15 protein-coding genes are annotated in these 12818 nt (G+C 49.0%); 6 read left to right on the top strand and 9 right to left on the bottom strand.

Annotation, left to right across the window (positions count from 1 at the left end; translation table 11 throughout):
• The first annotated feature begins 346 nt into the window (after positions 1-346).
• Together ACTJJJ_RS09795 and ACTJJJ_RS09790 are read left to right on the top strand one after the other, a co-directional pair.
• Entirely contained in the window at positions 347-916 is a 570-nt protein-coding gene (locus ACTJJJ_RS09795; RefSeq protein ID WP_426293953.1) for a HEAT repeat domain-containing protein, read from the top strand.
• 27 nt (positions 917-943) lie between these two features.
• Positions 944-1567 carry a hypothetical protein gene (locus tag ACTJJJ_RS09790; RefSeq protein ID WP_426293954.1) on the top strand — a complete coding sequence of 208 codons (624 nt, stop codon included), beginning with the start codon at positions 944-946 and terminating at the stop codon, positions 1565-1567.
• Positions 1568-1615: 48 nt separating this feature from the next.
• Here the strand turns inward: ACTJJJ_RS09790 and ACTJJJ_RS09785 are convergent, their stop codons facing one another.
• Positions 1616-1954 carry a hypothetical protein gene (locus ACTJJJ_RS09785; protein WP_188928148.1) on the bottom strand — a complete coding sequence of 113 codons (339 nt, stop codon included), beginning with the start codon at positions 1952-1954 and terminating at the stop codon, positions 1616-1618.
• A gap of 88 nt (positions 1955-2042) precedes the next feature.
• The gene (locus ACTJJJ_RS09780; protein ID WP_426293955.1) at positions 2043-2909 is read right to left on the bottom strand and encodes an AraC family transcriptional regulator; all 867 of its coding nucleotides are present in this window, start codon (positions 2907-2909) and stop codon (positions 2043-2045) included.
• Between the two features lie 98 nt (positions 2910-3007).
• On the opposite strand from ACTJJJ_RS09780, the gene ACTJJJ_RS09775 reads away from it, so the two are divergent.
• On the top strand, positions 3008-4009 hold the full coding sequence (locus ACTJJJ_RS09775; protein WP_188928152.1) for a zinc-binding dehydrogenase: 1002 nt from the start codon (positions 3008-3010) through the stop codon (positions 4007-4009).
• A gap of 103 nt (positions 4010-4112) precedes the next feature.
• On the opposite strand, the gene ACTJJJ_RS09770 is transcribed toward ACTJJJ_RS09775, so the two are convergent.
• Together ACTJJJ_RS09770 and ACTJJJ_RS09765 are read right to left on the bottom strand one after the other, a co-directional pair.
• The gene (locus ACTJJJ_RS09770) at positions 4113-5246 is read right to left on the bottom strand and encodes a family 16 glycoside hydrolase (protein WP_426293956.1); all 1134 of its coding nucleotides are present in this window, start codon (positions 5244-5246) and stop codon (positions 4113-4115) included.
• A 30-nt stretch (positions 5247-5276) separates the two neighbouring features.
• Positions 5277-6272, bottom strand: a complete 996-nt coding sequence (locus ACTJJJ_RS09765; RefSeq protein ID WP_440701707.1) for a hypothetical protein — start codon at positions 6270-6272, stop codon at positions 5277-5279.
• A gap of 160 nt (positions 6273-6432) precedes the next feature.
• Between ACTJJJ_RS09765 and ACTJJJ_RS09760 the strand changes: the two genes are divergently transcribed.
• Positions 6433-7698, top strand: coding sequence for a hypothetical protein (locus tag ACTJJJ_RS09760; RefSeq protein ID WP_188928158.1), 1266 nt, complete (start codon positions 6433-6435; stop codon positions 7696-7698).
• Positions 7699-7730: 32 nt separating this feature from the next.
• Here ACTJJJ_RS09760 and ACTJJJ_RS09755 read toward each other — a convergent pair whose 3' ends face one another.
• The 3 genes from ACTJJJ_RS09755 to ACTJJJ_RS09745 are packed head-to-tail and all read right to left on the bottom strand — an operon-like array spanning position 7731 to position 11006.
• Positions 7731-8822, bottom strand: coding sequence for an Ig-like domain-containing protein (locus ACTJJJ_RS09755; protein WP_426293958.1), 1092 nt, complete (start codon positions 8820-8822; stop codon positions 7731-7733).
• Positions 8823-8856: 34 nt separating this feature from the next.
• Complete coding sequence (locus ACTJJJ_RS09750; RefSeq protein WP_426293959.1) at positions 8857-9534, bottom strand: hypothetical protein; 678 nt, start codon at positions 9532-9534, stop codon at positions 8857-8859.
• 53 nt (positions 9535-9587) lie between these two features.
• Positions 9588-11006 (bottom strand): immunoglobulin domain-containing protein, encoded by a 1419-nt coding sequence (locus ACTJJJ_RS09745; RefSeq protein ID WP_188928164.1) that lies wholly within the window; start codon positions 11004-11006, stop codon positions 9588-9590.
• A 190-nt stretch (positions 11007-11196) separates the two neighbouring features.
• On the opposite strand from ACTJJJ_RS09745, the gene ACTJJJ_RS09740 reads away from it, so the two are divergent.
• Positions 11197-11982: a HipA family kinase gene (locus ACTJJJ_RS09740; RefSeq protein ID WP_188928166.1), complete on the top strand. Its 786-nt coding sequence runs from the start codon at positions 11197-11199 to the stop codon at positions 11980-11982.
• The gene (locus tag ACTJJJ_RS09735) at positions 11972-12358 is read left to right on the top strand and encodes a DUF3037 domain-containing protein (RefSeq protein ID WP_188928168.1); all 387 of its coding nucleotides are present in this window, start codon (positions 11972-11974) and stop codon (positions 12356-12358) included. The genes ACTJJJ_RS09740 and ACTJJJ_RS09735 overlap by 11 nt, the downstream gene beginning before the upstream one ends.
• Here the strand turns inward: ACTJJJ_RS09735 and ACTJJJ_RS09730 are convergent.
• Together ACTJJJ_RS09730 and ACTJJJ_RS09725 are read right to left on the bottom strand one after the other, a co-directional pair.
• The gene (locus tag ACTJJJ_RS09730) at positions 12258-12533 is read right to left on the bottom strand and encodes a LytTR family DNA-binding domain-containing protein (RefSeq protein WP_229221221.1); all 276 of its coding nucleotides are present in this window, start codon (positions 12531-12533) and stop codon (positions 12258-12260) included. The genes ACTJJJ_RS09735 and ACTJJJ_RS09730 overlap by 101 nt on opposite strands.
• A gap of 9 nt (positions 12534-12542) precedes the next feature.
• A complete protein-coding gene (locus tag ACTJJJ_RS09725) occupies positions 12543-12797 on the bottom strand; it encodes a hypothetical protein (RefSeq protein WP_426293960.1) in 255 nt (84 codons plus the stop codon).
• Positions 12798-12818: the final 21 nt, after the last annotated feature.

Raw genomic sequence — 12818 nt, 5'->3', positions numbered from 1 at the left:
ACATCTTTTGCACCCATTGTCTCTTACTCGACGTTTATTTATACAGCATTCCCCGGCGAGCCCGCTTTCGCCGGGGTTTTTTGTCTGTGAAGACATAGTCCAGTCTTTGGTTTGATGAGATCAGATTACCCCTTGTCCCGTGGCATTTTACGATTTGTCGAAGTCTGAAAGAGTCGATCGTGTACTGGCGATCCGGAGTGATATTAAGAAAGCTCTATTGAGTCGAAATTTTCAAAAAGTACATTCCTACTACGCGGATGCTGATACTTATATACGAAAATCGGCCTATTTGGTGACCGGCCGATTGTATTCGGATGAGGTTGCACTAGGACCAGTCATACTGGAAATGCTTTTTGAATTATTCTCTGATCCGAATTTTAAAGTAAGGCAAACTGTGATAAATGCCGCGGGAGAGGTTGGTAAAACGTATTTCGAAGAAGTTCGTACCATTTTTGACGAAGGATTGAAAGACCCACATCATTCTCCACGCAACGCGGTGATAGGTTCGGTGAAGAAAATGGGAGAGGTTAACCCCGGACCAGTTCTTACCTGGGCAAAGCAGTACCTGCATCATGAGGACAAGGAAATCCGCCGTGAAATTTGTCACGGGATCGAATTGCGCGGTCGTAAACACCCCGAAGACATTCTTCCGTTATTGCAGGAGCTCCAACATGATCCTACCGCCCGCGTACGGAATACGCTCGTGCACGTGATTGGGCAGATAGCCTATAAAAAAGGCTGTTTGATCAAAGTACTCGCGCATTTGAAAAATTGGCAAAACCCCGCGCTCGTCGAGGCGGCCCTGGCAGAAATTATCGATGTGCATGACCGTTATCGTAATTTTGCCGCACTAACCCAGGTTGAGGCCATCAAGTTGATCGACGATTATTACGTCGACCAAAAACGGAAATGCTGATGAATGGCCTATAAATTCAAATAAGATATGACTGTAATATCCAGGCTTGCCTCGTCGATGAACCGGCGGGATGAATTGCCCAACCAGGAGCTTGCCGTTGAAATTACTACAAATGCCGACGGCAAGGCAGTAGCTGAACTGGTCGAAAACCTCAACCATCAAAGCAAGGACATTCGTCACGACTGCATTAAAGTCCTCTACGAAATAGGCGAGCAAGTGCCCTCGCTGATAGCTGCCTATACCGACCACTTTGCGGCTTTGCTTGACAGTAAAGACAACCGTATGCAATGGGGCGGCATGACGGCCCTGAACGCAATTGCACATGAAAAGCCAGAGATCGTATTTGCCTTTATTCCCAGATTAGCCACCGTTGCCGACAAAGGCTCAGTAATCACACGCGATAATTTTGTCGCGATCCTCATCAAGCTTAGCGGTATTCCCGCTTGCCTTGATCAAACCCTTCCTCTACTCAACGAGCAAATGCTAAGCTGCCCGCCCAACCAGCTCCCGATGTATGCAGAAAATGCATTACCGGTTATGGGAGGTGCTCACAAATCAACATTCGTCCGGACACTGACCAGTCGTTTAGGGGATTTTGAAAAAGAATCGAAGCGGAAGCGGTTGGAAAAGGTTTTGAAGCGGCTCGGATAGGGTAGTTACAAGGTGGATTGGGACCGTCAGTACGACCGTCGTGGCATCTCACGGCTTTTTAATGACGGTCTTTTTTCGCTTAACGGTATATGACGTTGTCGTATCGGCGTCAGGTCGGCCGGTGCTGCTGCGGCTTCCGTCGACACTGCCGGTTGAGTTAACATTCCCATTATCGTTCAGGATGGGGCCGGTTTCTGCGTTGGCCGAATCTTTCAGGATAGCATTCAGGTCAGACGAGTCAGCTGTTTTGATCTGGTGTCGTTTTGTCTTGCGCTGGTATTTTTGCTCCTGCCTGGACGATTTCGATGAAGCGTCGCTGGATTGTCCGAATGCGCAGGCGGGTACAGTAAGTACGAGAGCTAAAATAAGCGTTTTAAGCAGTTTCATGGTAAATGGCTTTTAGTTTGCTTTAAGTCCTTAGCAAATACCGTTCCCCGAATGGAATTCCCAGAATTCCAGCGCTTTCGGGCGCCATTTATACAGCCGCTGCCACCCGGCGTTTGCGACGGTACTCACCAAGGCTCATTCCCTTGCTCTTTTTGAAAAACCGGTTGAGGTGACTTTCATCGGTAAATGAGAGTTCGGTCGCAATCTCGTTCATACGCATATTGCTGTGCAGCAGCCGGGTTTCGACAAGTTTTAACCTCGAATTGATAATGTATTCTTGCATTGTCTCGTTGGTGTGTTTTTTGAAATACCGCCCCAGATACGATTCGGATATCCCGAAATGTTTGCTGATGTTAGCGGCTTTTATCTTTTCGGGATAGTAGATATTTGCCTGGATGTATTGTAGAATGTCGATCGCCTTTTCTTCGCTGCATTCGGTGATCTTTTCGGGCAGGTACATGGCGATGTTCCTGGCAACCAGGATGATCATTGTATTGACGTACTGCCTGATGAGCTCTTTGTTATACATATCGCGGTTGACATACTCACGAATTATCGCCTCGATTAGCGGTTTGACTATGCTCTTGTCTGCCTGGTTTTTGAGAATACACCCGGGTTGATGGCTGGCATTTTGCAAGATGAATTCCAGCCTTTGGAGCAGGTCTTCCCGTTGTGACGCGCTCAAAAGCGAGGTATTGCTTTTGAGATACACATCATTGAACCGAATGAATACAAATTGCGTGGTGGTTTCGATGTTGAATGAGTGGGTGTCCTCAGGGGTGAGCAGGAACATATGGCCGGCATTGTACGGGAATGTATGCTGGTTGATCTCCTGCACGCCGGTTCCTCTTAGAATATAGATGAGCTCGAAAAAATTATGCTGGTGCGTTGGTTTGGGGCATTCGTCGAGTTCCTTGTAGATTATTTCAAAGGGTTCGTGCAGGTTTTCTTTCATGGTTGAAGCAAGTGTACCGGATTTTGGAAAAATTATACCGTAAAATTAATCAAAATCCGGTACAATTTTGCATTGTCAAACACAAAATCGTTTAACTCATGAAAGCAACATTTTTGACAGATACAAATACCCCACTCATTGTCAAAGAAGTGGAAACGCCGAGGCCGACTGATAACCAGGTTCTTGTCAAACTGGCCTATTCTTCACTGAACCATCGCGATGTTTGGATACAGAAAGGGCAATATGCTGGTCCCAAGGCAGGACTGATCCTGGGTTCGGATGGTTTTGGTAGCGTAGTCGAAATCGGCAGGAATGTCGATTCGGGATGGATCGGTAAGGCGGTGATCATTAACCCGAGCCACGACTGGGGCGATAACCCGGCTGCATTTGGGGATCAGTTCAAGATCCTGGGTAATCCTGAGCCGGGTACTTTCGCAGAATACATTGCAGTAGATGTAAAATATATCCACGAAAAACCGGCGCATCTCACCGACATCGAAGCCTCGGCGTTACCGCTGGCTGGCATTACAACGTACCGTGCGTTGTTTACGCGGGCTGCATTGAAGGCGGGCGAGCAGGTATTGATTACCGGTATCGGTGCAGGTACTGCATTGCTGGCGCTGCAGTATGCGGTCGCGGCCGGCGCGAAGGTGTACGTTACTTCCGGTTCGGAGGAAAAGATCGAAAAGGCCAAAGCACTCGGGGCGATAGAAGGGTTCAATTACAAGGAAGAAAACTGGTTCCTTAAAGTGAAAGAAGCTACCGGCGGCTTCGATGTTGTATTGGACAGCGCATCCGGCAAAGGGTTCGGCAACCTGATCGAAACTGCGAAGCCTGGCGGCAGAATCGTATTTTTCGGCGGAACTGACGGACCCATAGGCAATATCATCCCAAACAAAGTGTATTGGAAGAACCTTTCTATCCTGGGCACGACTATGGGGACATTGCAGGAATTCAAAGATATGCTCGCATTTACGGCAGAGCACAAGATCAAACCCATTGTAGACATAGTTTACCCCTCATTGTCGGACGCCCAGCAAGCCTTCGATTATATGCATGAGGGCAAACAGTTCGGAAAAATCGTGTTGACTAACGGGTAGAGGGAGGAAGGGGAGGAAGGGTAGGAAGGGGGACTGGGCACTCAGACCGACATATCGTCCCTCTTCTCCTTCCTCCGTCCTCCCTTTCCTCCCTTTCTAAAAATTACTCAATCGAAATACCGTCCATATCTTCCAGGCGGGCTATGATTGCCCAGCCGTAAAAGTCATTAGCCAGCGCCACCATCAGCTCATTTTTTCCGGCTTTTAAGGGTATTATAAATGAAGAGTTTTCAATAGAGCATCTGCCTGCGGGCTCCTTCATAATGGGCGCGCCAAATGTGTTTTTATCGACATACAGATAGCGACCGTTTAAAAACACCCATATATCGTCGCTAAAACCCATTGCGATCTTTTTCCTCTGGTCTGTTTTGGAATTAATATCAACCTTCATCCACACGATCCGGCGCTCCTTGCTCATGCCGAACTTGCGCGTGAGGTTGATCATCCCTCTTCTTTCCGCCCAGATTGTCCCCCACATTGTTTCTGCCTTTGGTGCATAATCGGTGCTGAAATCCACATTTTTGGGCAACACGGCTGGCTCTGAGACCTGCCATTTTCGCAGATAGCGCGGGTCATTCGCAACCGGGTCGGTGCCCTCATACGCGGGAAGCCCCTCGGTTTGGCCGGGTTTGATCACAAGGTTTGACACAATGCCCTCACCTTCGAACGCAAGCGTGCCTTCCATGACATTACCTTCCATTCTTGGGACTTCCATTGTAGGCCGCTGCATATCGTTGACAAACACCCGCAGCTGGTATCCAGAGGCGATTAATTTTACGTGGTTCCAGGTTTTGTTCTGGAAATTGGCCTTCCCCTGATAGTGTGGCAGCAAATCCCAAAGGTTAACACCATCGATATTGGGGGTGTATTGTACTGCTTCGATGCCGGTTGTGTCGCCCGATCGGTGGGTCCGGAAATAAAATAGCTCCGTTTCTTTGCTATCCTTATACCTGAAATAGAAAGAAGCAAACCTCTGGTCGGTGGGAATATAATCGAACTCGATAGTGCCATTGGAAAATGTGGTGTTTTTCAAAATAACCTGGCCTGGTTTGGGCAGAACTTTCAATGCCGGGCGTCCATCGTGGTTGGTAAACTCTGCATTGGCGCCGGGTGCGTCCCAGCTCCCGGCTGTGAGGTCTACCCAGGTATTGAGGTCTTTCTCTGCGGTTTTTGTTTTTTTCTGACCGAATGCAGTGAAAGTAATGATGCTGAGCGCAACTAATACGAGTTTTTTCATGGCTAATAATGCAAATATGTTAAAGTGAGACTATTTCTTGAAAATGCCCGCGTTCAGCTCTTTTCCGGCCGAATTTGGAAGTGGGTTGAGATAATCTCGAGGCAAGCCGTTGGTTGCTACCTCGCTGAGCAGCAACTTGCCTGAGCGCCCGACATGTTCTTCGGAATGCGCGTTCTTTTCCGCCGGTGCTGCGCCGTTCTGACCATAGTAACCCATTTCATGCTGCATACCGGTAAAAAGGCAGTTTTTGAATTTGTATTTCGGGTAGGTCTTTTCCGCGCGGAGCCACAGGTATTCGGAGTTGGCGACGATGTTGTTTTCAAATACAAATGGCTCATGGAAAGTGCCGAACCACACCGCCGATTCGTAGGCGCCTGCAATGACCGAGTTTTTAAGTGAAAAATCCCTGATGGCTGCAAAAAGGAGCAGCGCATTCTTGGTACCGTAAAAAATGCAGTGGTCGACATGAACGCCCGCGCCGTGCGCCCAGATGCTCCCTTGAATGGGGGCCGAATTGCGTTCGCCGATAAAATAGCATTGTGAAACATCCAGGCCGGTCAGGGTCGAGTCTTTGCGGCTCACAGGATAATAGTACTGCACCTCCGGATTGCCGTTGCCGATAAATTTCAGTCCGCGGATACGCACGTGATCGGCTGCTATCAGAAACCCAACCGCATGCTGGAACTGCGTTTTGTTATTGTTGGCCGATATTGACTGGATCACCGGCATTTGCGCGGGCTTCCAGTCCGCATCATCGGGCATAGTAGCTGCTTCGATCGTGAGCCACGCCTCGTCGGTATTGCGCTTGTCGATCACCACCTGGTCGCGCAGTGTGTAAAGGCCCGGTGCGACTTTGATCGTAACGCTTTCGCCGGTTTTAAATGTCTTGGCCAGCTCAACGGCTCGCTGCAACGTCGCTATCGGCGTTTCGACCTTGCCATTGGCTGTGTCGCTGCCTGTGGATGCATTTACGTGAAGCGTCTGCGCCTGCATCCGGCAGACGACGAGCAGTAAGATAATGGACAATAAATAGCTTAATTTGTACATCTTTTAAATATTTGTTGGTCGTTTCGGTTACACGGCCGGTCGGCTGGTTCCTTTGTCTGTTCAAACATAATCAGGCCGTCTGTAATGTCGTTTTCAAGTTCGGATCAAGTTTTGTCAAGTTTTATCACGCTCATTTACAATGGTTTCTGAAATAAATGAATTGCAGCGTTGCAAGGCTGTCATCGAGGATAAACTAGGCTGGGGGCCGGGGGATGGTTGGCAAACGGTCGATTTCGAAAACCTGAGCGAACTGGTCCTGAACGAAACTGGTGTGTCGCTCAGCACAAGCACGCTCCGCCGAATTTGGGGAAGGGCCGAATACAACCATTTGCCAAGCGGAACTACGCTCAATACTCTGGCACGGTTTGCCGGTTCGAGCGACTGGCGTGCGTTTGTAAAGCAAAACCAAACTGCCGTAACGGAACACAACGAGGAAACACCGAAGGATGCCGTTGCCCAAAAACCACGGAGCTGGAGGCAGTTGGCGTGGGCTGCGACTGCCGCTTTGATTGTTATTCTGGCAAGTATGCTCGCATTTGATAAAGGAGAGCCGCAATTGGAAAAGAGTGCCTATTCCTTCGAAAGCCGCTCGGTTACGCGGGGTATTCCAAACTCCGTCATTTTTACTTACGACGCATCGGCTTCACCTACCGATTCGGTATTTATTCAGCAGTCCTGGGACGATTCCAGAAGGGTTTTGGTCGACAAAAATTTGCACAAGCATACCTCGGTGTATTATGAACCCGGTACGTATCAGGCCAAACTATTAGTCGGCGATCAGATCGTGCAGGAGCATAAACTACTTGTTGGAACTGATGGTTGGTCAGGGCTAATCGATCGGCCGAAAATGCCGGTTTATCTAAGAAAGGAAGAATTTTTACGCGCTGGTGCCATTGAAATCAATACCGGGACTATTGAAAAGAAAAATATTGCAATGCAGCCTGATCCACCTATGATCAAGTTCTTTAATGTCGGCAACTTCGAACCGGTACCGCTTGGTGATTTTTCCTTTTCAACTCAAATTAAAAATGAATATAGCGAAGGTTCAGCAGCTTGCCAGTTAACTTATATTTCACTTATCACCGACGATATGCCCATTGTCATACCATTGTCCGCAAAAGGATGTGTTTCGGAGCTTAATTTGATGAGCGTCGACAATTACGTGTCAGGCAAAAAGGCGGACTTGTCGGCATTTGGGGTAGATTTCTTGGACTGGGCTAGTGTGTCTTGCACAGCATCTGCGGGGAAAATCCGGTATGCTATCAACAACGAACAGGCATTTGAATTTCCGGTCCCCGACCGCCAGATTAAGATACTCGGCATTGCATTTGGCTTCCGCGGGACCGGCTCTGTGCGGAAAGTAAGCCTGCAATCTGGCGGAAAGTCAGTTTTCAATGCATTGTAAAATCATAGCCCCGGCACAAACCGGGGCCTGATTTAATTATGCATCAACTTGAAAATCTTGACGGCTCCGTCGGCCTGCTCAAAATGGATATAATACATGCCGGTTGGATATTGTTTCAAACTGATTGTAAATGAGGGCGAGGTGACCGCCTGTGACAGCCTTACAATCCCTGAATGGCTGATCACTCTAACGTTGCTCACTTTTTTGTTACGTATCACAATGCGTAGCTGATCCTCAACCGGGTTTGGATAAACTTCGGCCCACGAAAAATCGGGAAAATTTATCGAACGCACCTGGCTATAAGTGAAGCTACCGTCAGCGTCTACCATTTTCAGCCGGTAGTAATTCAATCCCTGCCCTGGAATGCTGTCTATGAAGGTGTAGTTGCGTACCGTATTACTTTCAAAGGCCGCCTCAACCGTACCCAGCTGGCGCCAGTCGCGGGTATCATCGCGTCGTTGCACATCGAAATGAGCACTATTGGTCTCCCCTGTAGTGCGCCATTCGAGCAATGCCAAGTCCTCGGTTTTCTGAACATCGAAATAAGCTAGTGCTACCGGCAACGGGTCGGTGAGGATATCGATTTTGACCTGTGCGACGTTGGAAAGCTGTCCGGTCTGGTCGCTAACAGTGTAGCTGATCGTCACCTGGCCGAGGAAATCACGTTCAGGGGTATACGTTATCTTCCCATTTGTAGTTGTCGCATTGCCTGAGACAGGGCCTTGCACGACGGCGAGCGACGCAGCGTTAAGGCTGGCGCATTCGGACAAGTCGTTTTTCAACACGTCGATCACCACCGTTGCATTTGTTTTTCCCGCTATAAAGTCATCAACTGCCGATGGCTTATAGTGTTTAACCACGATGTAAACCGACTCCCCGGATTCGCAGCCATCGGCATTCACGCCTAATGCTTTGTAGGTGCCCTCTTCGTTCACGAGTAATTCGGGCGCCGATCTGCCCGTGATCACCTGATTATCCAGAAACCATTCATAACGCACCGCACCGGTGGATTCGGCTTTGATCCGCAATGTGGCATCTTTACACATGAATACTTCCCTGATCTGGCTTTGCGCACAGGCCCAGCCCGATACCAGAAGCATCCATATTAACAGGTAGTAGCGCATAACTGTGAGATTTCGCTCTTTTGGGTTACCCAAATTAGTTAAGTGTGATGGCCGGAACAGTTGGCACCGGCAGGTTATGCAGGATTTCTTTGGTTCCGCCTATTACTGAACCAGTCAGTTTGGAAGCGGTCGGAATAAAATCACCGACGGTAGGGAGTATGTAATTCACCAGGGCACTGTATGTGCCGGCTTCGGTCACGTTCAGGGTCGAACCGGTCTGTCCACTAATCACGGAACCTCCCTTGCTCCAAGCGAACGGGGAAATAGTTACACCATATGTGTCGAGGCCGGTTGTGGCCGAAACTGTTGCTGAAAGGGTTGCGGCTACCGTTTTATCAGTACAGAAATTCTCCTTATCGGCGGTAAGACTTATCGTCAGCTTGGGAAGCACAATAATGGTGTGTTCAACGACATTAGACAAACAGCCTTCGAATACTTCAATCACACCGAGTGTTATTTTGTGTATGCTCGGAGAAGTGATGGCATCCGAGAAGGTGTGGCTGAGAACACCGCCGCTGGCTTGGTCGAGGATTTCGATTGTTTGGCCGACACCAGGGTCTAGTGTCCAAAGGTACTGGAAGAAATTGGAACCGGCGGCGGGCGATAGCGAAAACGATTGCCCGTTCACGACATAGTAAGTGGCGGCCTTCGATACTGGTGCCAGGCAAGAGAAAAACAAAACTGCGAGGAGGGTGGTAAACAGTGTTTTCATGATTGAAATGATAAAGATGAACAATTATAAAGGACGGTTTAAATTCAAACTGATCAGGGGTTCAGTGCGACGCCCGGCGATACGGGCGGGCTTGACACGATGATATCCACTTTCTTGCGGGGGGAAGCAATGCAACCGGAACCCGACTTGGTTGTCTCAACATAATAGGATGCCGTGCCGGGTGTGCTAAGTCCACTCGCAGTCCAGCTTTGCGCGCTTGAAACAGCACTGCTACCATGCGCAGTAGTGTACCATGCATAGGAAAAGCTACCAATCCCGGAGATGCCCAATTGCTGGGCTAGCGCCGATAATGCGGCAGTGCCTATGTTGCTGCAAGCTTTGGGGCCGGTTGCAGCAGGGATATCGGGCGAGCGCCGCACGTCATGAATATTCAGACCGTTACTGCCAAGCCCCACACCGAGCAGGCCAATATTCAGATCAAGCTCTATGCGATCGAATATCACGGAGTTGCCGCTGGCATCTTTTGGTGCAAAATAGAAGGCCACTTGATTATTGTTCCCAGCTAAAAGCCCTAGTAAGTCTGTGTCCAGCAGTGCATTGACGAGTGTCGAAGTACCAATCGGTGTGCTGCCGTTGTAGCTCTGCAATGTAATGCTCGATGCGAGATTCACTGCCAGGAACGACCCGCTTTGCGACAGGATGACCCGCACCGCATCGGCATTGTTGGAAACCCCATTGAAGAAGAACGTCTGCTTAATATGTCCGCTTAGCAAAGCAACGCCCGTCGAGACGAAGGACGACTTTGAATTCAAATCATTATCAACAGCATTTCCTGCATTCAGCACATCAAAATTTCCAAGCGTCAGACCCGAATAGTCTTTGGTTGAAACGTTGGGGCTGCCGCAATCGGCGACATTGAAAGGATAGGGGTTAGACGTATTCGTTGCTCCTGGCCCGTAAAATGCATAATAAACCTGTAAAGTATTGGTCCCCAATGCGACCGGCGACGAGAGTTTAGTCCTAATGTACTTAAATGTGGCGGTGGGTGTAACGGCCAGAAATACCGACCCGTCCGGAGTGTAGTAGGTTTTATAATTAGCAGACTGAACAGTTACCTGAACCCCATTTTTGTCGTGCGCGGTTAGCTCTACCCCTCCACCCAGCAAGGCATTTGTGTTGTTGTTGGTACGCACATACACAGTCACCGGAGCCGCTGCACCGCTGGTTACCTCTGCGGGAAATTCGAGCTGTATCCAAGCCGTGGAAGTTCCCAACGTGCTGCTGGCAGTAAGCACTGCAAAGTTATTGTTTGGCTTGATATTCCCGGTAGCGTTTCTGGCATTGTCGGCGTTGGCCACCGAATAGCTTCCGGTGAGGCCACCGCCCGCCGCACTACCACCGTTGGTTTGCTTATCGGGATATACTGCATTTGCAGGCTGAGCAAAGGAAAATTGCACAAATCCCCCACTGCCGGCCAAAGCCAGAAGTAGTTTCAGGTAAAATTTTATCAAATGAAGAAGAAGGTTTACATTTAAAATTACTTCTACAAAGTAAGGAGCGGAAGGGTGACATGCAAATTTTCTTCAATAATTTATACGAAATTTTACAAAGTGCCTCCCAGGCTCCGTTTGGCAATTAATCCTACTCGGCAAAGATGAAAATGACTAACTTCGGCCTGTTAAACCGATCTAGCTGTTTCAAGTGGACAACCAACTTTTTAGCCTGCGAACTGTCAATGTGCTTCGTTACCTGACCCCGCTTAGGGAAGGCGGTTCGCTGCCGGCCATTGCCGAGGCCAACGATGATTTTCTTTACGTGCTGAAATTCAGAGGAGCGGGGCAAGGTACAAAAGCTCTGATTTCAGAAATGATAGGAGGGGAACTAGCCCGTATTCTGGGACTCAAGGTTCCCGAGATAGTCTTTGCGAACCTCGACGAAGGTTTTGGCAGAACGGAGCCCGATGAGGAAATCCAGGATTTACTGAAAGCCAGCACCGGCCTGAACCTGGCAATGCATTACCTCTCAGGGGCTATTACATTTGATCCGGCTGTAACAAAGGTGGGGCCTCGACTGGCATCCGAGATCGTGTGGCTTGATAGTTTTCTAACCAACGTCGACCGCACCGCCCGCAATACCAACATGCTCATGTGGCATAAAGAGCTGTGGCTGATCGACCACGGGGCAGCACTTTATTTTCATCATTCATGGCAGAACTGGCAGGAGCAGGCTCGGCGGCCATTCATACAGATAAAGGATCATGTTTTATTGCCAAACGCGTCGCTACTAACAGAAGTAAATGCTGAATTTCGCGAGCGGCTGGCCAATGGCGTTATTCCAGCGGTTGTATCCCTTATTCCCAACGACTGGTTGTCGGTGGATTCTCCATTTGAATCTGCCGATGAGCACCGGCAGGCCTACATTTCATATTTGCAGGCCCGCCTCTCAGCGTCTGAAATTTTTGTGAAAGGAGCCCAGGATGCCAGATAGATTTTTATACGAATATGCGGTGTTGCGCATCGTCCCGCGGGTTGAGCGGGAAGAATTCTTGAACGTGGGTGTCGTATTGTATTGTCCTGCGAGAGGATTTCTTGCTTGTGTTTCCGAAGTCGAGCCAGATCGCCTGACAGCTTTCGCTAGTGGCATAGATCTGATCGAGGTTGAAAGATATCTTCATGCATTCAGGCAAATTTGCGAAGGTAACCGGCAGTGCGGAAGCCCTATTGCTGCATTGCCCGCTGCATCTCGCTTCCGGTGGCTTACAGCTACCCGCAGCACGGTTTTGCAGACATCCAAAGTCCATCCCGGTTTTTCTGCCGACCCGGCAGAAACATTGGAAAGGCTTTTTGTGCAGCAAGTAAAATAGTCAGCCATTTCAGTTTAAGGTATTGCTGCACAAGCTCCTTGTTGCGGCGTGAAATCTCGATTCTTGAACCATCGGACAACAGCAAAAAATGTTTATTGTGCGTTACCTGCTTAATATACTTCGGATTGACGAGGTGTGATTTGTGTGTCCGGATGAAATTGAACTCGCCCAGCATCTCATCGAACTATTCTAGGGTTTTACTGGCCAGAAACGGCCGCTTGCCGATCAGGTGAATACCCGTATAGTGTTTGTCGGCTTCCACCCGGAGAATTTCGTCGAGCGTGAAAAAGAACACGCCCTCACTTGAAGACACTGCAAGTCGGAATTCCCTGATGTTCTTCTTTTCGATGTTGTGGACCAGGTTGTCGTACAATTGCTGGGTCTGCTGTTGCGGCTTTTCCTTTACCTTATAGACATGGCGATTGATGGCGGTTTGCAACTCTTCCGGGTCGACCGGTTT

The organism is Dyadobacter sp. 22481 (genome assembly GCF_052044875.1).
GTDB classification, from domain to species: domain Bacteria; phylum Bacteroidota; class Bacteroidia; order Cytophagales; family Spirosomataceae; genus Dyadobacter; species Dyadobacter endophyticus.
The sequence above is the reverse complement of the archived record's forward strand: the minus strand, read 5'-3'. Positions and strand labels throughout refer to the sequence as shown.